This is a genomic window from Acinetobacter sp. ANC_7588 (genome assembly GCF_056783995.1).
Genome location: NZ_JBWYIU010000001.1, coordinates 96,621 through 121,176, shown reverse-complemented (window position 1 = coordinate 121,176; position 24,556 = coordinate 96,621). Strand labels below are relative to the sequence as shown.

The window sequence follows — 24,556 nt, the reverse complement described above, 5'->3', positions numbered from 1 at the left end:
AGGTAAATTTTTGGCATTGAAATTGCTTAATTTTGTTTACAATTGATAACAATTAAGAGGTATGTATGCTAAAAGAGGAAAAAGATACCACTTCAATTCTCGCAAATTTTAAGGCTGATCATACCGTCGAAGCTTTTGAAAAATCTATGCAGATCGAAGTTAAACAAAACAGCACTGCGTACTTGTTCGATCAACTTAAATCTGAATTTTATAATGAACTTTTAGATGATAAAACGATTGGCTTAGAGGCATCTAGCAAAATCGAAAATTGGTTATGTGAAAGAAGCTTGGATGAGCTGAAATCATTAAATCATCAAGCGAAGGAACATTTCCTCTATCAGGGCATTACATTTACAGTCTATGGTGATGCTGAGGGTACAGATCGTATTATTCCTTATGACTTAATTCCACGTGTAATTGCCAAACAACAATGGCACAAAATAGAGCAAGGCTGTGCACAAAGAGTGCAAGCATTGAACTTTTTTTTAGATGATATTTACCATAATCAGGCGATTTTAAAAGATGGTTTAGTGCCTGAGCTGCAAGTGCTCACTCATGAGGCATACCAACCATTGATGTATAAACATTCATTGAAAGGTAAAGTTTATAGTCAAATTAGCGGAATCGATATTATTCGTGATCAGCAAGGTGACTTCTTTGTATTAGAAGACAATTTAAGAACACCATCAGGCGTGTCTTATATGTTGGAAAGTCGAAAAATTAGTGAAAAAATGATGCCCGAACTTTGTAAGTCATCAAATTTACAAGGTGTTGAGCAATACCCACAACTTTTAAGACAAATACTCGAGGAAAATGCTGAAGTAGATAATCCATTTATCGTGGTGCTTACACCGGGTCGATATAACAGTGCATATTATGAGCATTGCTTCCTCGCACGTGAGATGGATGTTCCTCTAGTTACAGGTCAGGATTTATTTGTTGAAAATGCTAAGGTCTATGCCAAAACCGTTTGGGGTAAAAAACAAGTCGATGTAATTTACCGACGCCTAGATGATGGATTTCTTGATCCATTATGTTTTATGCCAGACAGTACATTAGGTGTACCTGGCCTAATGTCTGCATACTTACAACACAATGTCGTGATTGCAAATGCGCCTGGCACGGGGGTAGCAGATGACAAATCAATCTATCCTTATGTCGATAAAATGATTGATTACTATCTAAACCAGAAGCCAATTTTAAATAACGTACCGACTTACCAATGTCGTGAACGTGAAGAACTCGATTATGTACTTTGTAATTTAGAAAAGTTAGTGGTTAAAGAGGCGCAAGGTTCAGGTGGTTATGGCATGTTAATTGGTCCTAAAGCGACCGAACAAGAAATTGAACAATTTAGATTAAAGTTAATTGCACAGCCGCATGCTTACATTGCACAACCAACTTTAGCGCTTTCAGTCGCTCCCACTTTAACTGAATTCGGCATCGCTGAACGCCATATTGATTTAAGACCGTTTATTTTAAGTTCACCGTATCGTACAGAAATCGTGCCGGGAGGTTTAACCCGAGTTGCGATGCAAGAAGGGGCATTAGTTGTAAATTCATCGCAGGGTGGTGGCATTAAAGATACGTGGGTTATAGATCCGCTACATTCATAAATATACAACCAGGAGCTTGTCATGATTATATTAAACAGCAATGCACAAAATATTTACTGGGTTGGCCGTTATTTATCTCGTATTCAACATTTATGTGGTCAGTTTCCATTTCAAGATGATGTTCAAGCATTGCAGTATGCCCATGCTTTTTGCTTACCTGCTTTTAATGCGTGTTCGCTCAATGAGCTGATTCTGAGTAATGATCAGCCAGCTTCTTTTTTTCAACAATTTGAATATGTGAAAAATAATATTCAAGATTTACGTGGTGTATTGTCAGTTCAGGCTTATTCAGAATTAAAACAGATAGTGGATACAGCGACACAAAATGCAGGATTAATTTGTACTGTTGTTGATGAGTGTAGCGATATTCTAGAAGCTGAAAATGAAGACATTTTTCTGTTTTTTAGTCTAGGACAATATTTCGAAAATCTTGATCGTGAAATAAGATTGAATCAGGATGTTAATTCTACAGTCAATTCTTTAGGTGTTGTGATTGAACTGTTGAAGTCCAAAGGATGGGACAGTTTAGATGAGGCTTGGCAACATCTTGTAGCGCATCCAAATGCTAATAGCTTTTACCAATTGAATGATCAGGTGCAATGTTTATTTGAGGTGGATGCATGAAATTGATGATTAATCATCAAACCCATTATCAATATACGGAAACAGCAAAAAATAGTATCCAATATATAAGAATGTGTCCTCAAAGTAATGCTCACCAAAAAGTAGATGCTTGGTCAGTGAGTATTCCTGGTTATAAGGTCGAAGCAAAAGATGCCTTTAATAATATTTGGATCACTTCGACTCAACGCTATGCATATCAAAATTTAAGTATTATGGCGCAGGGCATTATTGAAATCGATACAGTTTCAGAACAAGCTATCGAGTCAGAAGTGCCAGTCGGTATTTTTCTACAAATTACCCCAGCGACTCAATGTGATGCTGAAATGAAAGCTTTTGCAGCTCAGCATGTGAGTAAAAAGACTCGTGATGAATTAAAACATTTAAGTTCTGCATTGCTTGAGCATATGCCATATATTTCAGATTCTACTCAAGTGAATACTACGGCAATAGATGCATTCCATCATCAACAAGGGGTATGTCAGGATCATACTCATGTATTTGTAGGTATGTGTAGAGAGTTAAATATTCCTGCGCGTTATGTTTCTGGATATCTTTACGTTCCAGAAATGAGTCATTTGGCGAGCCATGCTTGGGCTGAAGCTTATATAGATGGAGTTTGGTATACATTTGATGTTAGCAATCAGCTCTATACGCCAAGTTCACACATTTATATTGCATTAGGGCGTGATTATTGGGACGTTGCACCTATCAGAGGTGTGCGAGAAGCTGGTGGCGTGGAGAGTATGACGACCATCGTTCAGGTATTACCGTGTTAGAACAAAATTTAGAAGAGAGATTTCAATGACCTATTGTTGTGCTATGCGTTTACGTGATGGCTTAATTTGTATCAGTGACACGCGAACAAATGCAGGTGTAGATCATATCTCTGTATTTCGTAAACTCTATCTTTTCGGTGTTGAGGGTGAGCGTTTTATCAGTATACAAACTGCGGGTAATTTGGCGACGACACAAGCCGTTATAGGACATTTACAGAATCAGCTAGATTTAAAACACGAACCTAATTTGTATAGTGTGAATAGCATGTTCGAGATGGCTGAATTGGTTGGTCATACTTTAAAGCGTGTCATTATGGATGTGACTACTGATCAACTAGAGCAAAGTAATTATCACTGTACGATTTTACTTTCTGGTCAAATTCAAGGGGAGGATATTCAGTTATATAATATTTATCCTCAGGGTAATTTTATCAATGCGACGTCAGATACGCCCTTTTTTCAGATTGGGGAAAGTAAATACGGTAAACCAATTTTAGATCGTGCATTAAATTACAATACTGAATTAGATGAAGCATTAAGATGCGGTTTAATTTCATTTGATTCAACCCTTAGATCTAATGTTTCTGTGGGCTTACCACTAGATGCATGTATTTATAAAAAAGATAGTTTTGCAATTCCATTGTCTAAACGTATTCATGATGATGATCCATATTTCTCATCAATTAGTAAACTTTGGTCAGATACTTTGCGTCAAGGATTGAACGGTTTGCCACGGCCAACAGAAGACTATTGGCAATAATTTTGCTTTATGATTGAGTTTAGATTAAATTGAGTTGCATTGAATATTAAATCATTACTATAAAAATTAGGGGAAGCAATGCAACAGTTCAGTTATGCGAGTGTGTCGACTGCAGATGCAAGTCGCTTATTGATTGATGTTCGTGAAATCTTGAATGAAGCCCGTCATTTCAATTTTGAGCATCAAATTTCTGGAGCACTTTATTATGCAGATGGGCACTATTTTCAATGTCTAGAGGGTGATGAAGCTACACTAGATATATTGTTGCAAAAGCTTCACAAGGATAAACGCCATCATCAAATTCGCCTATTCCAGCGAAAAAATATTGAAAAAAAACAATTTCAAGAATGGTCTATGAAGTTTGTGGGACGACAAAGTCCAGTGAAGCAGGCTTTAATAGATATGGGATTTAGTCAATTTACGCCTACACAGTTTACACAAGATCAAGCTGATTATTTAATTCGATTTTTGACACGCGCTCAGGATACGGATTTTAATGAACTACAACGTAATGCTGTTTAGCATTACGTTGATTTAATTCGCTCATTACATTTTGAGACGCTTCGGACGTTGGCTTAATCGACATAACAACTCATAACCAATCGTACCATTCGCTTCAGCAACATCATCCACTAAACGATGTTTACCCCATAATTCTACTAGATCACCAATTTTTGCGTTGAGATCAGTGACATCTATGGCAATCATATCCATGGCAACCCGACCGATCACTGGGGTCAATTGACCTTTAAATGAAACTGAATTCTCACGAATAAAAGCTCTTGGATACCCATCACCATATCCGATCGAGACAATTGCTAATTGCATAGGTCGCTGTGCAACAAAGGTTGAGCCATAACCTACAGCTTCACCTGATTGAATGGCGTTAAGTGCAATAATCTCAGCACTGAATGTCATGACAGGTTTTAAATCTAGAGCGTGGACGTCACGATCTGCAAATGGCGTTGCGCCGTACAGCATAATACCAGGACGAACATAGTCAAAATGCAATTCAGGGTATTTATAAATTGCTGCTGAATTACAACACGAAGCTAAAATTGGTGCACAATCTTGTTTTACTTCAAGAAATTGAGATATTTGTTGTTCATTTAAAGGGTGATCAACATCTGCATTAGCAAAATGCATTGCAAGTACACAGGTAAAACCTTCATTTTTTAATTGATGAATAATCGATTTGATTACATCAATTTTGAAGCCTAAGCGGTTCATTCCGCTATTTAATTTAACCCATACTTTTAGATTTCGGGCGATATAAGCATCTTTAACTTGCAACAACCACTGCAGTTGTTGATGATGATGAACGATTACTTCAATATGTTGCTCAATCGCAATTTGCATTTCATCTTCAGAAAAAACACCTTCAATTAAGGTGATAGGTTGTTTAAAACCTAATTCACGTATTTCAAGTGCTTCTTCTAAACATGCAACGCCAAAAGCATCAGACTGGCTCAATGCGGCTAAACAGTCTGAGACTCCATGACCATAAGCATTTGCCTTTACCATACTTACAACTTTAGAGTTTGGTGCAAGTTGTTTCACGCGATTTAAATTGTATTGCAATGCGTGTGTGTCAATACAAACCGTTGCTTGGCGCACTCTAATTTACTCCTAGAGGCATGTGGAAAGGTTAAATCTTTTAAACTGAAAAAAGATAATTGTGGTCAGATCAATTCGTGCGTTCTTAACTAAGAATTGATCAAAGCAAAATTACTCTTCTTCTTGGTTCTGCGCGTAATATTCAGGTGACAAGTTACTAAAACGCGTATATTGACCTTCAAAAGCGAGTCGAACGGTACCAATTGGACCATTACGTTGTTTACCGATAATGATTTCAGCAGTTCCTGCTTCTTTAGATTCTTTGTTATATACCTCATCACGGTAAATGAACATGATCAAATCGGCATCCTGCTCAATTGCTCCAGATTCACGTAAGTCTGACATCACAGGACGTTTATTTGGACGGTTTTCGAGTGAGCGGTTAAGCTGCGAAAGTGCAATCACAGGGCAATGCATCTCTTTCGCCAATGCTTTCAAGCTTCGAGAAATTTCACCAATTTCACCCACACGGTTATCACCCATACCTGGTACTTTCATTAACTGCAGGTAATCGACCATGATGCAACCGAGTTTACCACCGTGTTGTTTGGCTATACGTCTTGCACGTGCGCGCATTTCAGTCGGTGGAAGGGCAGAAGAATCATCAATATAGAGATGCTTCTCTTGCAGTTGAAGAATCGTTCCTGTGACCTTGTTCCATTCTTCGCCATCTAATTTGCCAGATCGTAAATGTCCTTGATGCACTTTACCAAACGAGGAAATTAAACGCATGGCAATAGAGTCAGCAGGCATCTCCATGGAGAATACGAGAGCAGGAAGGTTGCAATTGAATAGCACACTTTCGACTAAATTCATTGCGAAAGTTGTTTTACCCATTGATGGACGGGCAGCAACGACGATCATATCTCCAGCTTGCATACCTGATGTTTTATTATCAAGCTCCACAAATCCTGTGGTCAAACCTGTAATATTCCCATCAAGTTGTGATAATTCGTTGAGTTTATCGAATACATCTGCGACAACGGTATTAATTGCTTTTGGTCCTTGAGCTTTAGCATTGTTATTGTGTTGTTCAGCCAAAGAAAAGATACTGGTCTCAGCTAAATCTAAAATTTCACTGACTTCTCGACCTTTCGTGTCATACGCATTTTGTAGAATTTCATTACCAACTTTGATCATATTTCTCAAAGTTGCAAATTCACGTATTTTATTGGCATAAGTTTCAAGGTTATAAAAGCTTGATGGAGAATCCGCCATCAATTGCATTAAATATTCTTCACCACCAATCGCATCAAGCAGGTTCTGTTTGATTAACCAATCATTGACCAATACGGCATCATAAGGTGAACTTTCTTTAGAAAGCTTTTCAATTGCTCTAAAAATATATTTATGTCGAGTCGCGTAAAAATCATTCTCGGTTAATATATCGCTGACCTGTTCGAATGACTCAGCTACTGTCATGAGTGCGGCAAGAACAGCCTGTTCAATAGCAAGATTGTGCGGAGGCGTACGAAACTCTTTGAGTGCTGAAGATTCACTCTTTAGCAAATCTAACTCAGTGTTATTCGTATTTTTTTTGACAGTCGCCTGAGACATATAAAACCTTGATTTACAATAATTACGAAAATGAATAGGGGAGACTTATCTTAATGCAAAATGCACAAGCAAGACAGTGCAACAAATAATATCGATAACAAATAAAAAACTAAGTCTAAATTTCAGCTTGCTAAATCAAATTTTATAATTATTAGGGATAAAAAAAGAGCATGCTGATGCATGCTCTTTTTCTTTGCATAAAATTACTCAGATACGATAGTAACGAGAACTTCAGCAACAACATCGTGGTGCAATTGGATTGCGATGTTGAATTCGCCAGTGTGACGAAGTGCACCGTTCGGTAAACGAACTTCAGCACGGTCAACTTCAAGACCAGCATTTGTCAACGCGTCAGCGATGTCACGAGTACCGATAGAACCAAATAGTTTACCTTCGTCACCAGCTTTCGCAGTGATTACGATATTTACTTCGTTCAATTGGTCAGCACGTGCTTGAGCAGCAGCTAATACTTCAGCTTCTTGCTTCTCAAGTTCAGCACGACGAGCTTCGAATGCAGCAGTGTTAGCTTCAGTAGCAGCAACTGCTTTACCTTGAGGGATTAAGTAGTTGCGGCCGTAACCAGCTTTAACTGAAACTTTATCACCTAATTTACCAAGGTTCTTAATGCGTTGTAATAAGATAATATCCACAGCTCAACCTCACTTATGATTGTCAGTGTAAGGAATCAACGCTAAGTAGCGAGCTTGTTTGATAGCAAGAGCTAATTGACGTTGGTAACGAGCTTTAGTACCTGTAATACGGCTAGGAACAATCTTGCCGTTTTCAGTGATGTACTGTTTTAAAGTATCGATATCTTTATAGTCGATATATGTAACGTTCTCAGCTGTAAAGCGGCAGAACTTACGACGACGGTAGAAACGTGCCATTGATGTTCTCCTTATGCTTCAGCAGAGTCTTGAGCTTGTTGTGCTTCTTCACGTTGAGCTTTACGCGCACGTTTTTCTTCAGCACTCTTAGCCAATAAAGACTCTTCAGTGATTGCGTTTTCACGACGAATAATAACGTTACGAAGAATAGCATCGTTGTAACGGAATAATTCTTCCAATTCATTAAGCGTAGTTTGGTTACATTCAACGTTCATTAAAATGTAGTGCGCTTTGTGAATTTTGTTAATTGGGTAAGCCAATTGGCGACGGCCCCAATCTTCAAGACGGTGAATTTGACCTTCAGCATCTTTAATGTGAGAGATATAGCGTTCTACCATACCTACCACTTGATCGCTTTGGTCTGGATGTACCAGAATTACGATTTCGTAGTGACGCATTGTCAGCTCCTTACGGTTTTATGCAGCCTCTAACGCATTTGTTAGAAGCAAGGAGTCACAGCTGAATGTAAACAAACAGTGTGTCGCAAAATTTGCGAAGGTTGGATTCTATGTGTTTTGAACCTAAATTTCAAGTCAATGAGTTGAAATACGAAAATTTTCTGCATTACATATATTCAATGACAGTCTGCTAGATCATTACAATGATTCTAAATACAGTGATGTCTAAATAATTTGCTTAAATAAGAACATAATGACTGATCAATTTTTATATCTTGAAGAGATAAACAGCAAAAAATCATTGGATTGGGTACAGAAAGAAAACACATTAACATCAGAAAAATTAACTCAAAATCAATTTTTTAAAGAGACATATGTTGGTTTGGAGAAAGTTTTATTCGAAGCACTAGCACTTCCATACATTTCTAAAATAGGTGCTTATGTTTATAACTTTTGGCAAGACCACATTAATGTACTAGGAGTTTGGCGTAGAGCATTATTGGAAAACTATCAGAAAGAGGATATTCAATGGGAAACGTTGATTGATTTCGATCAGTTAAGTGCCGATGAGGGCGTGAAGTGGTTTTTTGGTGGCGTTGAAAGGCTAGAGATTGATGATCAGTATTGTCTCGTGTACCTATCAGAAAATGGAGCTGATTCAGTTCAAATTCGAGAATTTAATCTTGCTGAAAGAAACTTTGTCGATGGTGGATTTTTTATTGAATCTGCTAAAACACAAGTTCGCTGGATTAGCCAAAATGAAATATATGTGATGACAGACTTCGGAGACGGCAGTTTAACTTTATCTGGTTATCCAAAAATCGTTAAGAGATGGAAAAGAGATACACCGTTAAATGAAGCAAAGACTGTATTTGAAGTTTTTGATCAGGATTTGTCGGCATTTGCATTTCTAGATCATTGTAAGGATTATGAAAGACATGTCTTTACTCGAATCATAAACTTTTACGAGAGTGAGTATTTTGTCGGGGAAGAGCAATTTAAATTAAATGTGCCCAAAGATGCGCGTGTTTCTTTCTACCGTAACTTAATGTTGATTGAGTTGAAATCCCATTGGGATATTTCGGCTGATTATCTAGCGGGTAGTTTAATGTGCATAGATTTTGATGCATTTAAAAATGGAGATCGTGAGTTTGATGTGATTTTCAAGTCTTCTACTTGTAAAACTCTAAGTAATTATACGTTCACTCAGGATTTCCTGATTTTAGACATCATGAAAGATGTGTCCAATTATCTGGAAGTGTATGATATTCAATCAGGGATAAAATTAGTCGACGCAATCTATCCAGATGAGGCATATTCGCAAATAACCATAGATTCAGTCGAAAATTTTAATAACGATGTATTGATATCGATTCAGAGTTTTATAAATCCACCGACACAATATTTGGTTGAACTTGAATCAATGAAAAAACAAAAATTGAAGTCTAAGGCTCATTCAATTGATCAATCACAATATCGAGTTGCGCAACATTTTGCATTGTCAAAAGATGGTACCAAAGTTCCATATTTTCAAATTTCTTTAGAACAATCTCAGTTGAATCACTTACCAGTTTTGATTGAGGGATATGGAGGTTTTGAAGTTTCACTTACACCTAGGTTTTTGGAAAAAGAAATTGAATCGTTAATATCTAAAGGTGTTGTATATGTCATAGCCAATATTAGAGGGGGAAATGAGTATGGCCCTGATTGGCATCAACAAGCATTAAAACATAATCGACATAAGTCATATGAGGATTTTTCTGCAGTTGCACAACACCTTATAGATCGAGGCGTGACTATAAAAGAAAAGCTAGCTGCTATTGGTGGTAGTAATGGTGGATTATTAATGGGGAATATGCTGATGCAATACCCAGATTTATTCAGTGCAATTGTTTGTGAGGTTCCTCTACTCGATATGTTGAGATTTACTCAAATAGGGGCAGGTTATTCGTGGATTGCCGAATACGGAGATCCTTTAGATAGCCAAGATGCAAAATATTTAAAAACCATCTCGCCTTATCATTTGTTGGACGAATATTTTGAAAGTACAGCTAAATTACCCGCTGTGATATTTTATACCACAACTACCGATGATCGAGTTACGCCTGCGCATGCCAGAAAAATGGCGGCTAAAATGAAATCTATGAATATTCCAAATATATATTTTTATGAACAAGTTGATGGTGGGCATAGCATTTTTGCAAATAAGAAACTGAGCGCATTTCATTCAGCTTTAGTCAGTTCATTTTTATTTGAAGTTGGTTTTAGGTGATGAATTAATATTTTCGATTTTAATTAATTTATGGGTATTCAGTGGAAACTAAATAATAAAGAATCCTTTTTTTGTGTTTATTCTTATTTTAAATGAATCTGTATCAAAATAAAAAAAAGATAGAGGCTTCTCTATCTTTTAAAAAATGACAAGATTGTTTATTGGTGCAGTAGCAGTAAAACTAAAGCAAATACTGATAATCGTAATTAGGAGAACAGAGAATAAGAAATATTTCTTTGCCCATAATTGATCATTTTCAGCTTTAAATCCAATGATATTTAAATATAGCCAATAAACTGTCAATACATTGAGAATTATACAATAAAGCCAATTTGCATAGCCAAATACAAATAAAGCGTTCATTGAAATTGCAAATAGCACAATGTAAATCAGCGATTCGATCTTGGTGCGAACAATCGAGCGCGCAACAGGAAGAATCGGAATACCTGCATTTTTATAATCATCAAAACGATAAATTGCAATTCCCCATGAGTGAGGCATTTGCCAAAATGCATAACCCAAGAAAATGAGTAGCGCACCTAAATCGAATTGATTCGCGACCGCTGTATATCCAATGACAGGGGGGGCTGCACCAGAAATACTACCGACCACAGTTTGGTGGATCGTTGTTCGTTTTGTCCATAAGCTGTAAAAACCAACATATACGACAAAACCAATAACAGCGAATAAAAAAGCGTACGCATTTACCCAAAACCATAAAATACCAAAACCGAGTATGCCTAACAGCAAAGCAAAAGCTAATGCAATTTGAACAGAAATGGTTTTCTTAACTAACGCACGATTTTGAGTGCGCTGCATTTTTTGGTCGATGTCTTGATCAATAACGTTATTAACCACACATCCAGATGCAACTACGAGGGTAGTGCCAATGAGGGTAAGAAGCAGGAGAAGGAAATCTACTGAACCTTGGGTAGCTACAAAGTAGCCACCCAAAGTGGTAACAAAGTTACCAAAGAGAATTCCTGGCTTAGTCAGGAATAAGTACTTTTTAAACATGACAATCAGTTTAGATCATCATGTTTGAATGTAAGTAGTTCATGATCCATACAGAACCAACTAAAAGAACAGCAATAGTTAGAATTGTATAGATAAATGCAATCACGTTCCAACGTTGCTCTGAAGATGAGTTCATGTGCAAGAAGTAAACTAATTGTACAAGTACCTGAGCAACAGCTGTAATACCGATAACAGCAATAATTGCACCACGGCTGAAGCTATCAGTATTCATTGCCATGTAGAATGGAACTACAGTCAATAAAACAGAAAGTACAAAACCGATTGTGTATTGCTTTACGTTACCGTGTGATGCACCAGCAGCATTATGATCATGACTCATTATAATACTCCCATTAAGTACACTACGCTGAATACGCAGATCCATACGATGTCAAGGAAGTGCCAGAACAAGCTTAGGCAAGCAAGACGACGAGTATTGATTGTAGTCAAACCATATTTTTTGATTTGAATCATCAACACGATCATCCATACCAAACCAGAAGTAACGTGAATACCGTGCGTACCAACTAAAGTAAAGAACGCAGATAAGAACGCACTAACGCTTGGTCCATGACCAGCATGAACTAAATGATTAAATTCATAAAGTTCCATGCCGATGAAGATTGCACCGAATACAAATGTAACTGCTAACCAAGCTAGAACTTGACCAACATTTTTCTTGTAAGAAGCAAGTACTGCAAAACCAAATGTCACTGATGAAATCAAAAGTGCGAAAGTTTCAGTTAAAACGAAACCTAAAGAATCTGCAAAAAGATCCTTTGCACTTGGAGTGCCAGGTGGAATATGACTGCTTAATACAGCGAACGCGATGAAGAGTGTACCGAATAAAATCAAGTCACTCATCAAGTAAGTCCAAAAACCAAAGACCGTGATGTCTGTATCATCGTGATGATGTTCATCATGCTCGTGGTTTTCGTGATGAAGTACTTCAGCCATATCCTTAGTCCTTCTTCAAGTGTTTTTCGAGTAACGCATAACGTTCGTTTTCAATACGTTCTACTTCAGCAGCTGGAACATAGTAATCCACTTTCTTCGTGAATGAGCTCCAGATAAAGCCGATGATTGCAGAAACGAAAGAAACAATCGCTAACCACCAAATGTGCCAGATAAGTGCAAAGCCCATAACAGTGATGATCAGTGCAATAAGTACACCCGCAGCACGGTTAGTTGGCATATGAACATCTTCATATTTAGCAGGACGTGCGTAAGCTACACCATTTTCTTTGTCAGTCCAAAAGCGGTCGATACCGTTCGCTTGAGGCAATACTGCAAAGTTATAGAATGGAGCTGGAGATGAAGTCGCCCATTCAAGTGTACGTGCATCCCATGGATCGCCTGTAACGTCACGAGTTTGTTCGCGTTGTAAGAAACCAACAATGATTTGCATGATGAAACAAGCAATACCAATTGCGATTAATACAGCACCGAATAATGCGATACCTACATATGGATCCCAGTCTGGATTGTCATACGAGTTTAGACGACGAGTCATACCCATGAAACCTAGGATATACAATGGCATGAACGCGAAGTAGAAACCGAAGAACCAGAACCAGAAGCATGCTTTGCCCCAGAATTCACTTAACTGCCAACCGAACATTTTCGGCCAGTAGAAAGTAATACCAGCAAACATACCAAATACAACACCACCAATAATTACGTTATGGAAGTGAGCGATTAAGAATAGTGAGTTGTGTACAAGGAAGTCCGCAGGTGGAACCGCCATAAGTACACCAGTCAAACCACCGATACCGAAAGTCACTAAGAAGCCAACTGTCCAGTACATTGGTGATGTGAAGGTAATACGACCCTTATACATTGTGAATAACCAAGAGAAGATTTTCACACCTGTAGGAATCGCAATAATCATGGTCATGATACCGAAGAACGCGTTAACGTTGGCACCTGAACCCATTGTAAAGAAGTGGTGTAACCATACTACGAATGCAAGAACTGTAATCGCGATCGTTGCATATACCATTGATTTGTAACCAAACAATGTCTTACGAGAGAATACAGAAGTAATCTCAGAGAATAGACCGAATGCAGGTAGGATCAAGATATAAACTTCTGGGTGACCCCATGTCCAAATCAAGTTTACATACAACATTGGGCTACCACCCATGTCATTTGTAAAGAAGTGGAAACCGAAGTAACGGTCAAGCGTTAACATTGCAATTGTTGCAGTCAACACTGGGAATGATGCGATGATCAATACTGCAGTACATAAAGATGTCCACGTAAAGATCGGCATATCCATAAGACCCATGCCAGGAGCACGCATTTTAATGATGGTAACGAAGAAGTTAACACCAGTAAGAAGTGTACCAAGACCAGAGATCTGAAGTGCCCAGATATAGTAGTCAACACCAACACCAGGAGAGTATTCGATACCTGAAAGAGGAGGGTAAGCCATCCAACCAGTTGCCGCAAACTCACCAAGCGCAAGAGAAACCATCATCAAACCAGCAGCACCAGCGAATAACCAGAAGCTTAAAGAGTTTAATAATGGGAATGCTACGTCACGCGCACCAATTTGTAGTGGAACAGAAATGTTCATCATACCCACTACAAGACCCATCGCTACGAAGAAAATCATGATTACACCATGTGCGGTGAAAATCTGGTCGTAGTGTTCAGGGTGCAGATAGCCTTCGCCGCCGCCTTTTGCAAGGAACAATTGAAGACGCATCATAATCGCATCCGCGAAACCACGTAATAACATGATCACAGAAACGATAAGGTACATAATACCAATTTTTTTATGGTCTACAGATGTGAACCATTCGTTCCACAAGTAGCCCCATTTTTTGAAATAAGTGATGCCAGCAAATACTGCAATACCACCTAAAATCATCATTAACACTGTTACCTGTACGATTGGATCGTACGGGATAGCATCTACACTTAACTTACCTAAGAAGCTCATGTCTTATTCCCCTACAACTGAAGAAGCAGGTTCAGCATTTACATCAGCAACTACAGCATGACCTTCAGCTTTAGCTGAGTGATCTGCACCGTGGTAGTTTGCCATGTATTTGTTGATAATTGATTCAAACAAGCCTTTTTCAACAGAAGAGTAGTAAGTCACAGGATGAGGATGTGCCTTATATGGACCTTCTTTTTGAGCAATTTCAGCTTGTTGCTTCTCTAGATCGGTTTTAGCGTTACGAACCATCGCAGCGATTTGTTTCTCTGAACGGTTACCATCACGCAAGGTTGCAAATTCAGCTTGGTCTAAAACTGTTTTTTGAACAGCTTCAGGGTTAATTGAAGTACCGTTACCAGCTTTTACTGCAGACACCCATTCAGCGAACTTAGCTTCTGAAACAGAATGAGCTTGGAAGCGCATTTGTGTGAAACCATAGCCTGAATAGTTCGAAGAGAAACCACGGTATACACCTTCATTATCAGCAAGGACGTGAAGTTGAGTTTGCATACCCGCCATTGCATAAATCTGACCCGCTAACTGAGGAATGAAGAAAGAGTTCATTGTGAAGTTAGAGGTGATATTGAAATTAATCGGAGTTTTTTCTGGGAAACGAACTTCGTTAACTGTTGCAATTTCTTGTTCAGGGTAAACAAAAACCCATTTAAACTGTTCAGCAATAACTTGAATAGTTAAATGTGATTTCTCTGATTCTAGCGGACGATAAGGGTCATACTTGTGTGAGCCCCACCATGTTAAATACGCTAAAATACCAATAATAATACACGGGATACCCCACACTACGATTTCAATAATAGTAGAGTGTGCCCATGTAGGTTTATAGTCTGCATCTTTATTTGACGCACGATATTTCCAACTAAACCATAAAGCCATCAATGCTGATGGAATTACTACCAATAGCATGAGGTAGATCGCAGTCATCATAAGATCAGACTGACCTTGTGCTACTGGACCTTTTGAGTTTAGAAGTACCATATCACCGCCACACCCTGTTAAGAGCACGGCAAGCGTTGATAAAGACAATACAGCTAAAATTGTTTGTCTCATTTTACAACCTCGGTGAAGAGTCCCATTCCCTAATAAAATTATGGGATAGCGATTATAGTGTCACATGATTGAAAAACAGAAAATTACATTTACTGAATTTCAGTCATATGACACCGCTACGTTGTAGGGCATTATGCCCTATAACGACCAACTAAGCTATATGTAAAGTGCCTTTAAATATAAGGATTAAACCCAATTTGTTTGGTCGGAATTGGTTGAAGAATTGATTACTTTTGATGTGAAAACAGAGGCAAAACAAAGGGGAGCATTTGCTCCCCTAAGATAAAAATTATCGTTTTATGACTTTAGTCTTTGCTAATTTATCGTGCAAAGTTTGTCTTTTTTGACTTAGACCGAAGGCATGATCAATGATGGTAATGAATGGCATAAAGAGTAAATTCAATATAATAAAAATCACACTACGCAATGTGAATGCGCGCATTAAGTTCACTTGCTGTCCATTTTCAGCATCAACAATTTGAATTTTTGCTACTTTTTTACCTAAACTCTGACCACTTTTCGCAATTAAAAATGCTTGAGCAGCTAACATTAATACAATGTAAACCAACATTGCTTGCCAAGCTTCCATTGGAATAAGTGTAAATAACTGTTCCTGTAATTTGATTGCTTGATCTGATGAGCTAGCATTCTTCATTTTTTGCTGAAGCTCAGTCAATTGAGCAACTTGTTCTTCTTGCATAAAGAACGAAGGAATCACCATGGCAGGCAACCAAAGCGCCAGATCAACGAGTTTAGCTAAAAATCGAGATCCAATTGAGGCAAGTTTTTGCTGAGCAGTATTTTTTTGAACATTGACACTCGAAATAGAAGCATTTGGATAGCTTTGTTGCACTGGTGGATTGGGTTGATAGCCTTCAGGTTGGTAATATAATTTTCCTTGAGTGAGTTCACCTAAAGCTTTCCATTCAGTCATACCTTGATGCCAGACCAAGTCTGTGAGTAAAACTTGTTGGCTCGAGAGCATTTGATTTAACTGCTCTACCGTATACGGTCCAGCTTGTTGATTATTTCTCGCCAAGTAAATTTGCATAAACCTAATTTCTCAAAAATTACTAAAAAATAATGGGGTAAAAAAAAGACCCATGAATGGGTCTTTTTTTAACATAGTTTATTAAGCTTGTTTAGTCTTTTCTTCAGATAAGAAGAACCATGTATCTAAAACAGAGTCTGGGTTGAGTGAAACAGATTCGATACCTTGTTCCATTAACCAGCGAGCAAGATCTGGGTGGTCTGATGGTCCTTGACCACAAATACCCACATATTTACCTGCCTTACGACATGCATGAATCGCCATTGAAAGAAGAGCTTTTACTGCTGGATCACGTTCATCAAATAAATGAGAAACGATACCTGAGTCACGGTCAAGCCCAAGCGTTAACTGAGTTAAGTCATTTGAACCGATTGAGAAGCCATCAAAATGCTCTAAGAATTGTTCAGCAAGTAGAGCATTGGTTGGTAATTCACACATCATGATCACTTTAAGACCATTTTCACCACGTTTTAAGCCATTTGCAGCAAGAAGTTCAATAACACGTTTTGCTTCAGCAACTGTGCGGACGAATGGGATCATGATTTGAATGTTAGTTAGACCCATTTCATCACGAACTTTCTTCAATGCACGGCATTCTAATTCGAAGCAGTCACGGAAGTTGTCAGAAACATAACGGCTTGCACCACGGAAGCCCAACATCGGGTTTTCTTCTTCAGGTTCGTATAACTTACCACCGATTAAGTTCGCATATTCATTTGATTTGAAGTCTGACATACGTACGATGACAGGTTTATCAGCAAATGCAGCAGCAAGTGTAGAAATACCTTCAACGAGTTTTTCAACGTAGAACTCGATCGGTGAAGAGTAACCTGCAGTACGGGTCATCACAGCTGCACGTGTTTCGCGAGGTAAGCTGTCAATATTGAGTAATGCTTTAGGGTGAACACCAATCATACGGTTGATGATGAACTCTAGACGTGCAAGACCAATACCTTCGTTTGGAATTTGAGCGAAGTCAAATGCACGATCAGGGTTACCAACGTTCATCATGATTTTGAACGGAAGTGTTGGCATAGATTCAATCGAGTTACGTTGAACTTCGAAATCTAAAGCGCCTTCGTAAATGAAACCTGTATCGCCTTCAGCACATGAAACAGTTACTTCTTGACCATCAACAAGTACTTCTGTTGCGTTACCACATCCAACAATTGCTGGAACACCGAGTTCACGTGCAATAATCGCGGCATGACAAGTACGACCACCACGGTTTGTAACGATCGCAGCAGCACGTTTCATAACTGGTTCCCAATCAGGATCGGTCATGTCAGAAACAAGAACGTCGCCATCTTGGACTTTGTCCATTTCTTTGATTGAATTAACAATACGGACTTTACCAGAACCGATACGTTGACCGATTGAGCGACCTTCACAAAGAACTGTACCTTTTTGTTTTAATAGGTAGCGTTCCATTGTGCCGACATTCTCACGGCTTTTCACAGTTTCAGGACGTGCTTGAACGATGTAAATTTGACCATCATCACCGTCTTTCGCCCATTCGATATCCATTGGCGCACCATAGTGTTGCTCAATGATTAACGCCTGCTTAGCAAGTTCTTGTAATTCTTGATCATTTAAAGCAAATTGTTGGCGTTCAGTTTTTTCAACATCCACAACAACAACTGATTTACCTGCAGAGCCTTCTTCACCATAGATCATTTTTTGGTGTTTAGAGCCGAGGTTACGACGCAATACTGCGTGTTTACCTGCATTTAAAAGTGGCTTAGATAAATAGAATTCATCAGGGTTTACAGCACCCTGTACGACCATTTCGCCTAAACCGTAAGATGCAGTAATGAATACAACGTCACGGAAACCAGATTCAGTGTCCAGTGTAAACATTACACCAGCAGCACCAGTTTCTGAGCGAACCATACGTTGCACACCAGCAGAAAGAGCAACGATGTCATGATCGAAGTTTTGGTGTACACGGTAAGCAATTGCGCGGTCGTTATAAAGTGAAGCAAAAACTTCCTTAATCGCGATTAAGACGTTGTCAATACCGCGGATGTTTAGGAAAGTCTCTTGTTGTCCTGCAAAAGATGCGTCTGGTAAATCTTCTGCAGTCGCAGATGAACGAACGGCAACCGCGATCTCAGGGTTGCCGTTAGAAAGAGTTGCGAATGCATCACGAACTTCTTTTTCAAGTGCTGGAGTAAGCGGAGTATCAACGATCCATTGACGAATTTTAGCACCAGTTTCAGCAAGTGCATTTACGTCGTCAACATTGAGTTGTTTGAGCTCGGCTGAAATTTTGGCATTTAGACCACTTTGCTCAAGGAATTCACGGTAAGCTGCAGCAGTTGTTGCAAAACCACCTGGAACTGATACACCAGCATTTGCTAAATGGCTGATCATTTCGCCTAGAGATGAGTTTTTACCGCCCACGATTTCTACGTCGTGTTTACCTAATTTTTCCAGACCGATTACGCGTGCTTCCAAAGTTGTTACTCCACTTTTGCAGTATTAATCACTATCTTGGCATGATATTTTTCTGTGAAAACTTAGCAAACTTTCATTACTAAGCGACAGTCATGTAAGATCGGTTTACTATAAAGATTATATAGTACTTAGACAAATATTTGAGGATTAATTTAATGGCAGAAAGTAAAGATATTAAACGAAGTGTTTTTTTTATTTCCGATGGTACTGCCATTACGGCTGAAACACTCGGGCATTCTTTATTGGCTCAATTTCCTCATGTCGATTTTGATATTCATATCATCCCGTATATCACTACAGAAGAAGCTGCAATGAACGTCGTTGCAGAGATTAACGCGCGCGCAGAGTCTGATGGCCAACAACCTCTTGTCTTTGATACTCTTGTGGATCCCTATGTTCGGGATATCATCAACACGGCAAATGCGGTTAATTTAGATGTGTTTGAAGGGTTAATTAGTAAGCTATCTGAGGTGCTTGGAACAGCCCCTACAACTTTAGTCGGACAAACGCATGCTGTGACTGATTCTGAGTCTTATAAGGCACGTATTGATGCTGTACATTTCGCGCTGGATAATGATGATGGCGCACGTACAAGACACTATGATAAAGCGGACTTAATTTTGATTGGAGTGTCGCGTTCTGGTAAAACACCAACCTCAATTTATTTGTCATTACAATTTGGTATTCGAGTTGCGAACTATCCGTTAACTGAAGAAGATTTGGATGACAACCGTTTGCCAGCAGTTTTACGTCCACATAAGCATAAATTGTTTGGATTAATGATTGATGCTGATCGTTTGGTGGCAATTCGATCTGAACGCAAAGCCAACAGTCGTTATGCAAGTTTTAGCCAATGTCAGATGGAATTGCGTGCAATCGAAGGTATTTATATTTCTGAAGGGATTAAATATCTAAATGTTTCAGAAATGTCGATTGAAGAAATCTCAACACGAGTATTGCAAATGACAGGCTTGAAACGCCGGATTGGTTAAATCGGTAAATCTAATTTAAAAAAAAGAAGCACTAGCTGTGCTTCTTTTTATTAAGAGATTAATCGTCATAAATACTCATAAAATTCAAAAATTATATAATTCAAGTGTCTATAATTTCATCATAAAATGTAATTTAGAATCGCATTTATCTACTAAATGATGGTTATTTTTCGTACGTTGTAATAATAATATCTACTAAGTGTTCGATTCCTTCCATACTTTGAACGGCATTTTCAGTAATTTTCACGACTGGCCATGTGATCAATTTACAGTTTTCTCGCTGTAAGGCGCTGTAATAATGATCGGATTTAAAAAATATTTTTTGCGACGAAGCTGGATTTGGCATCAATTGTCTTTTTAACCAAGTATCTGAAATCTGAGAATCTAAATATCGTATTGCCAATGTCGTCTTAATTCGCTGATTAAATAATCGTTTATTTTTAGCGATGAGGGGATGAGCAATAATTTTTTGAATCCCTTTTTCTGTGTGTGGCAAAACGAAATGAGGTGTCATTTGAAATACTTTGACGAATAGCGCATTTTGACAAACCACATCTAAATGTGAAACTGACATTTGATTGGCACCAATAATCGCGACCTTTAATCCTGAAAAATCGGTTTGTTTGATGTCCTCAGCTGAGATAATTTTTCCTTTAAAGTTGGAAAAATACTCAGCTTCATTATGAAAGAACGAATCCGTGTGGGCTTTATTCCTTTTTTTCATTTCTGTACCTAATTATTGTTTTAGTGGGTTGCTTTTGGTTCTGCAGTTAATTCATATATCCAAGATGGGATTTTAGGTAAAGATTTTTCTGGAATCTTATCAGTCATTTTTACCATAGTGTCGACAGGGATATGAAACCATTTATTACGTCGGTTCATGGCACTTCGTGCATGGAAGTTAATAATTTGATACCAAGGATTACGACGACCTTCTGCAGTACGTCCACCTATTCGAGCAAATTTGTGCATCGCTGCATAGAGCTTTTCTTCTGGCAGACCTAGTTTAATCACATTATCACGCATTTTATTAATGAGTGGTAAGTAGGCAAGAATACCAAGTAATAAACGTGGATCTACAACTCGCGCTGCCATTTTAGAAAGCTCAATAAAGGTTTTATTGTAGCCTTGATCTTCCATGACACTAAATCCAACACCTAAATGACGAGCTTCATCACCATTAATTAGTTCAAAAGCTTGATGACAAACTGGGTCTTCTACAGTATCCAATAGGAATGTACAAAGTGCGCCATCAAGAGCGACTTCCAGCATCGGAATGACAGCACCTAGAATATAGAAGGGCATTTCATCAGCATAAGTGTCGAGCCATTCGATGATCAGTCTTAAATTTTTATTGGGTTTAGGAATATCGCCTTCAAGCATACCCCATCTTTTCATCAGTGCCATTTCGGCATTGGCGTGACGCTGTTCCTCAGCGTGGAAAATGGCATACATTTCGCGAAGCGTATCTGTCGGTGCTTTTTTTGACATCGCAGAAAATGCACGAGCACCTACATGTTCGATCCACATTAGATCAGCCATAAAATCTTTAAGCTTGGGCCACTGTTCTGCGGTGACTAATTCTTTGCCAGGAGCATCCCAGTCAATATCCGAGAGTGTCCATTGAGTATGTTTTACTTTATCCAACATTTTTTCTAAGTCGATAGAGGCCATGTTATACATCCGTATTTATTTTTTAATCATGAAATTTTATCGCTTAAAAATGTGATGTGTTTTGCAGAAGTGCTTATTTTAGTTTGATATAAAATGCCAAATTTTAAGTATTTGATTATGAATAATTAATATTGTTGGTTAAAAGAATTTTTTCATTGGAATAGTCTTTTAGGGACATTTGATGTCATTTATTGCCAATAGTTGTTTGACAAACTCAAGAAATGAAAGAGTAATTAATTATAGATTTGAAATCAAAACCATTACTCAATCATTTCAGGATTTTTTTGATCTAAGCATTTTGCTTAATTTGCATTAAATACTCAAAGTTTTGAATGCGTTTGTCTGTATCGTAGATATCACAGGTAAAAATAAACTCATCTACATCATAAGGCACCAGTAGTTGTTCAAGACCTTGTTTCACTGTTTCTGGTGATCCGATTTGAGCCATTGCGTAAAAACTGTCAACTGACATCTTTTCTGGAGCAGACCAAATTCCATCCATTGATTTAACTGGAGGTTTGAGTTTTAAGCTTTGCCCACGCATTAAGCCTAATACACGTTGATAAGCGCTAGTAGCCAAGTATTCAGCTTCTTCATCAGTATCAGCTACAACAGTTGGAACGCCCATAGATACATAAGGACGATCCAAATATTCAGAAGGTTCGAAGTTTTCTCTGTAAAGTTGAATCGCTTGACCCAGCATACGAGGGGCAAAGTGAGAAGCAAAAGAATAAGGTAAGCCAAGTTTAGCAGCCAATTGTGCGCTAAATAAGCTAGAACCTAACAGCCATACGGGAACATGTGTTCCTTGACCTGGTGTCGCTTTGATTCTCTGATGTGGCGATGGTTCCCCCAAATAGCTCAAAATTTCGAGCACGTCTTGTGGAAATTGATCTTCAGTCTCTTGACGACCTCGGCGTAAGGCACGCATGGTCAATTGATCTGTACCTGGTGCGCGTCCTAGTCCGAGCTCAACTCGATCAGGATAAAGCGTTGCTAGTGTTCCAAATTGTTCTGCTACAACAAGTGGTGCATGATTAGGCAGCATGATTCCGCCAGAACCTACTTTTAAAGAGGAGGTGTTAGCAAGGATATAGCCTAATAACACAGCTGTAGCTGAGCTAGCGATACCATCCATATTATGGTGCTCTGCAAGCCACAGTCGTTTAAAACCCAATTGTTCGATTTTTTGTGCTAACTCCAAAGCATGCTGTAGTGAAAAAGCAATCGTTTTATCATCACGTACAGGAGCGAGTTCCAATACTGAAAACTCGATATCTTTTAAGCTTCGCATAACTTTCTACTCTTTTGAACACTCATAAAGATGTTAATACGAACTCGAGTATTTGTATATTGAAAAAAAACGATATAAGTGTAAATAAAAAAGCGCTCTAGGTTGAGCGCTTTAATTTTAAGAGTTTGGAATTAGCGTTTACCGTTTTTATACCAGCCTAAATGACGACCATTGTCACTTCTGTAATTACGGTCATTATAACGATAGTTTGAATTGCGATAACCGCTTTCACGGCGATCATAACGATCTCTATAGTCATCTTCGCGACGATCTTCAGCCACTTTTTTACCTAAAACTGAACCACCAGCTGAACCTAATGCAGCCCCAGCATAACCAGCATTTGTTCCGCCCATATTATTACCAACGGTGTAACCACCAGCACCACCTAATGCAGCACCAATTGCAGCAGCATTACGATCTTTTTTGTTCGCTGATGCAGCTGCGCCACCAGCACCACCAATCGCTGATCCGATCATTGCTCCAGTCGAGCCACCCATTTGTTGACCAATCGCAGCACCAACGACTCCACCTAAAGCAGATGTGAGGGCAACTCTAGACGAACTATCAGCATAAGCAGTTGTTGTACTCAAGGCCGCAGTTGCGATCGCAGCAGCAAATAACTTTGAATTGAATTTCATGGGGAACTCCTTGTCGAAGTCTTATATTTGATGGTTTTAATTTAATCCAAATTTCTGCAATCATTTGGGAGAGCAAGTTGCTGGTTTGTATTTTTCTCTCCCTAATTTATCCATAATTAATTTGTTGATAAAAAAAATGCGCCCTAAGGCGCATCGAGGTGAATACAGAGTATTCAAAGGGGAAACGATCAATCAGACTATATTAACGACGGCTACGTTTTTTCTTTTTCCATTTACGATCTTGACGTGAATCATATGCTTTGTCTTTCGCAATTTTGTTACCAAGAGCAGCACCACCAGCAGCACCTAAAGCAGAGCCGATATAACCGCCATTGGTTCCACCCATACTATTACCTACGGTATAACCCGCACCGCCACCTAATGCACCACCAATAGCAGATTCAGTACGGTTACGTTTATTACTAGCAACAGCGGCACCACCAGCACCACCAAGTGCTGCACCTAAAGTTGCACCTGTTGTACCACCCATGTTTTTACCAATTGCTGTACCTGCTACACTACCTAAAGCACTCGCAGCAGCGACACGCGCTGTACTGTCTGCATGTGCAGATACCGTGAACATTGATGCAGTGGCTAAGGTGGCTGACATTAATAGGGTATTCAATTTCATGTGTGACTCCATGTCCTTGTTCGTGGACGAGTAATAATTCGTTGAGCACAATGTAACAAGAATTGAAGCGCTAAATATGTAGAAGTTAACCTAGAGTTTTACATTTTGGTTGCACAATGTTGTTTTTATATTACAGCTGATCATTCAATCTGCATTATTGGGCTGATTAAGAAGAAACTATGGAGAGTTGATTCAGTAAACATTTTTTAAACTTGGCAGTTATGGAGCTAATTTTTGATTATCCATTAATTGGGTGTGACAAGGATCGAACAAT

At 38.6% G+C, this 24,556-nt stretch carries 24 protein-coding genes; 7 read left to right on the top strand and 17 right to left on the bottom strand.

The features are described from left to right. Positions 1-65 precede the first annotated feature (65 nt). The 5 genes from AC1M9J_RS00585 (at position 66) to AC1M9J_RS00565 (ending at position 4,298) form a co-directional block, all read left to right on the top strand. Entirely contained in the window at positions 66-1,616 is a 1,551-nt protein-coding gene (locus AC1M9J_RS00585; RefSeq protein WP_481951684.1) for a circularly permuted type 2 ATP-grasp protein, read from the top strand. Positions 1,617-1,637: 21 nt separating this feature from the next. After that, the gene (locus tag AC1M9J_RS00580) at positions 1,638-2,240 is read left to right on the top strand and encodes a hypothetical protein (protein ID WP_481609489.1); all 603 of its coding nucleotides are present in this window, start codon (positions 1,638-1,640) and stop codon (positions 2,238-2,240) included. Next, positions 2,237-3,016, top strand: coding sequence for a transglutaminase family protein (locus tag AC1M9J_RS00575; RefSeq protein WP_481951683.1), 780 nt, complete (start codon positions 2,237-2,239; stop codon positions 3,014-3,016). The genes AC1M9J_RS00580 and AC1M9J_RS00575 overlap by 4 nt, the downstream gene beginning before the upstream one ends. Before the next feature lie 25 nt (positions 3,017-3,041). Beyond that, a complete protein-coding gene (locus tag AC1M9J_RS00570) occupies positions 3,042-3,776 on the top strand; it encodes a proteasome-type protease (RefSeq protein WP_035267625.1) in 735 nt (244 codons plus the stop codon). A gap of 78 nt (positions 3,777-3,854) precedes the next feature. Further along, positions 3,855-4,298, top strand: a complete 444-nt coding sequence (locus AC1M9J_RS00565; RefSeq protein WP_180027635.1) for a BLUF domain-containing protein — start codon at positions 3,855-3,857, stop codon at positions 4,296-4,298. A 24-nt stretch (positions 4,299-4,322) separates the two neighbouring features. Here AC1M9J_RS00565 and alr read toward each other — a convergent pair whose 3' ends face one another. The 5 genes from alr to rpsF form a co-directional block, all read right to left on the bottom strand. Further along, positions 4,323-5,393 (bottom strand): alanine racemase, encoded by a 1,071-nt coding sequence (gene alr / locus AC1M9J_RS00560; protein ID WP_481595478.1) that lies wholly within the window; start codon positions 5,391-5,393, stop codon positions 4,323-4,325. A gap of 111 nt (positions 5,394-5,504) precedes the next feature. Then, complete coding sequence (dnaB, locus tag AC1M9J_RS00555; RefSeq protein ID WP_481951682.1) at positions 5,505-6,950, bottom strand: replicative DNA helicase; 1,446 nt, start codon at positions 6,948-6,950, stop codon at positions 5,505-5,507. Positions 6,951-7,153: 203 nt separating this feature from the next. Further along, complete coding sequence (gene rplI / locus AC1M9J_RS00550; RefSeq protein ID WP_035267617.1) at positions 7,154-7,600, bottom strand: 50S ribosomal protein L9; 447 nt, start codon at positions 7,598-7,600, stop codon at positions 7,154-7,156. A gap of 9 nt (positions 7,601-7,609) precedes the next feature. Next, complete coding sequence (rpsR, locus tag AC1M9J_RS00545) at positions 7,610-7,837, bottom strand: 30S ribosomal protein S18 (protein WP_004719336.1); 228 nt, start codon at positions 7,835-7,837, stop codon at positions 7,610-7,612. An 11-nt stretch (positions 7,838-7,848) separates the two neighbouring features. Next, on the bottom strand, positions 7,849-8,235 hold the full coding sequence (gene rpsF, locus AC1M9J_RS00540; RefSeq protein ID WP_035267614.1) for a 30S ribosomal protein S6: 387 nt from the start codon (positions 8,233-8,235) through the stop codon (positions 7,849-7,851). A 253-nt stretch (positions 8,236-8,488) separates the two neighbouring features. Between rpsF and AC1M9J_RS00535 the strand changes: the two genes are divergently transcribed. After that, on the top strand, positions 8,489-10,507 hold the full coding sequence (locus AC1M9J_RS00535) for a prolyl oligopeptidase family serine peptidase (protein ID WP_481951681.1): 2,019 nt from the start codon (positions 8,489-8,491) through the stop codon (positions 10,505-10,507). A 138-nt stretch (positions 10,508-10,645) separates the two neighbouring features. On the opposite strand, the gene cyoE is transcribed toward AC1M9J_RS00535, so the two are convergent. The 7 genes from cyoE to ppsA form a co-directional block, all read right to left on the bottom strand. Beyond that, positions 10,646-11,524, bottom strand: a complete 879-nt coding sequence (cyoE, locus tag AC1M9J_RS00530; RefSeq protein WP_035267056.1) for a heme o synthase — start codon at positions 11,522-11,524, stop codon at positions 10,646-10,648. A 10-nt stretch (positions 11,525-11,534) separates the two neighbouring features. Further along, positions 11,535-11,867 (bottom strand): cytochrome o ubiquinol oxidase subunit IV, encoded by a 333-nt coding sequence (cyoD, locus tag AC1M9J_RS00525; protein WP_171076771.1) that lies wholly within the window; start codon positions 11,865-11,867, stop codon positions 11,535-11,537. Further along, positions 11,864-12,481, bottom strand: a complete 618-nt coding sequence (gene cyoC / locus AC1M9J_RS00520; RefSeq protein ID WP_035267060.1) for a cytochrome o ubiquinol oxidase subunit III — start codon at positions 12,479-12,481, stop codon at positions 11,864-11,866. The genes cyoD and cyoC overlap by 4 nt, the downstream gene beginning before the upstream one ends. Before the next feature lie 4 nt (positions 12,482-12,485). Continuing rightward, complete coding sequence (cyoB, locus tag AC1M9J_RS00515; protein ID WP_035267062.1) at positions 12,486-14,474, bottom strand: cytochrome o ubiquinol oxidase subunit I; 1,989 nt, start codon at positions 14,472-14,474, stop codon at positions 12,486-12,488. 3 nt (positions 14,475-14,477) lie between these two features. After that, positions 14,478-15,542, bottom strand: a complete 1,065-nt coding sequence (gene cyoA / locus AC1M9J_RS00510) for a ubiquinol oxidase subunit II (RefSeq protein ID WP_035267063.1) — start codon at positions 15,540-15,542, stop codon at positions 14,478-14,480. Positions 15,543-15,831: 289 nt separating this feature from the next. Continuing rightward, positions 15,832-16,593, bottom strand: a complete 762-nt coding sequence (locus AC1M9J_RS00505; RefSeq protein ID WP_481951680.1) for an RDD family protein — start codon at positions 16,591-16,593, stop codon at positions 15,832-15,834. Between the two features lie 81 nt (positions 16,594-16,674). Continuing rightward, a complete protein-coding gene (gene ppsA / locus AC1M9J_RS00500) occupies positions 16,675-19,053 on the bottom strand; it encodes a phosphoenolpyruvate synthase (RefSeq protein ID WP_035267067.1) in 2,379 nt (792 codons plus the stop codon). A 155-nt stretch (positions 19,054-19,208) separates the two neighbouring features. Between ppsA and ppsR the strand changes: the two genes are divergently transcribed. Next, positions 19,209-20,045 carry a posphoenolpyruvate synthetase regulatory kinase/phosphorylase PpsR gene (gene ppsR / locus AC1M9J_RS00495; RefSeq protein WP_035267069.1) on the top strand — a complete coding sequence of 279 codons (837 nt, stop codon included), beginning with the start codon at positions 19,209-19,211 and terminating at the stop codon, positions 20,043-20,045. 163 nt (positions 20,046-20,208) lie between these two features. Here ppsR and AC1M9J_RS00490 read toward each other — a convergent pair whose 3' ends face one another. The 5 genes from AC1M9J_RS00490 to AC1M9J_RS00470 all read right to left on the bottom strand — a co-directional run bounded on the left by AC1M9J_RS00490 (position 20,209) and on the right by AC1M9J_RS00470 (position 24,282). Then, positions 20,209-20,769, bottom strand: a complete 561-nt coding sequence (locus AC1M9J_RS00490) for an NAD(P)/FAD-dependent oxidoreductase (RefSeq protein WP_481586989.1) — start codon at positions 20,767-20,769, stop codon at positions 20,209-20,211. A gap of 20 nt (positions 20,770-20,789) precedes the next feature. Beyond that, positions 20,790-21,719, bottom strand: a complete 930-nt coding sequence (locus AC1M9J_RS00485) for a hypothetical protein (RefSeq protein ID WP_035267073.1) — start codon at positions 21,717-21,719, stop codon at positions 20,790-20,792. Positions 21,720-22,008: 289 nt separating this feature from the next. Beyond that, positions 22,009-23,013 (bottom strand): LLM class flavin-dependent oxidoreductase, encoded by a 1,005-nt coding sequence (locus AC1M9J_RS00480; RefSeq protein WP_481608389.1) that lies wholly within the window; start codon positions 23,011-23,013, stop codon positions 22,009-22,011. 131 nt (positions 23,014-23,144) lie between these two features. After that, positions 23,145-23,651 carry a hypothetical protein gene (locus AC1M9J_RS00475; protein WP_092766182.1) on the bottom strand — a complete coding sequence of 169 codons (507 nt, stop codon included), beginning with the start codon at positions 23,649-23,651 and terminating at the stop codon, positions 23,145-23,147. Positions 23,652-23,853: 202 nt separating this feature from the next. After that, positions 23,854-24,282, bottom strand: coding sequence for a glycine zipper domain-containing protein (locus AC1M9J_RS00470; protein ID WP_481951679.1), 429 nt, complete (start codon positions 24,280-24,282; stop codon positions 23,854-23,856). Positions 24,283-24,556: the final 274 nt, after the last annotated feature.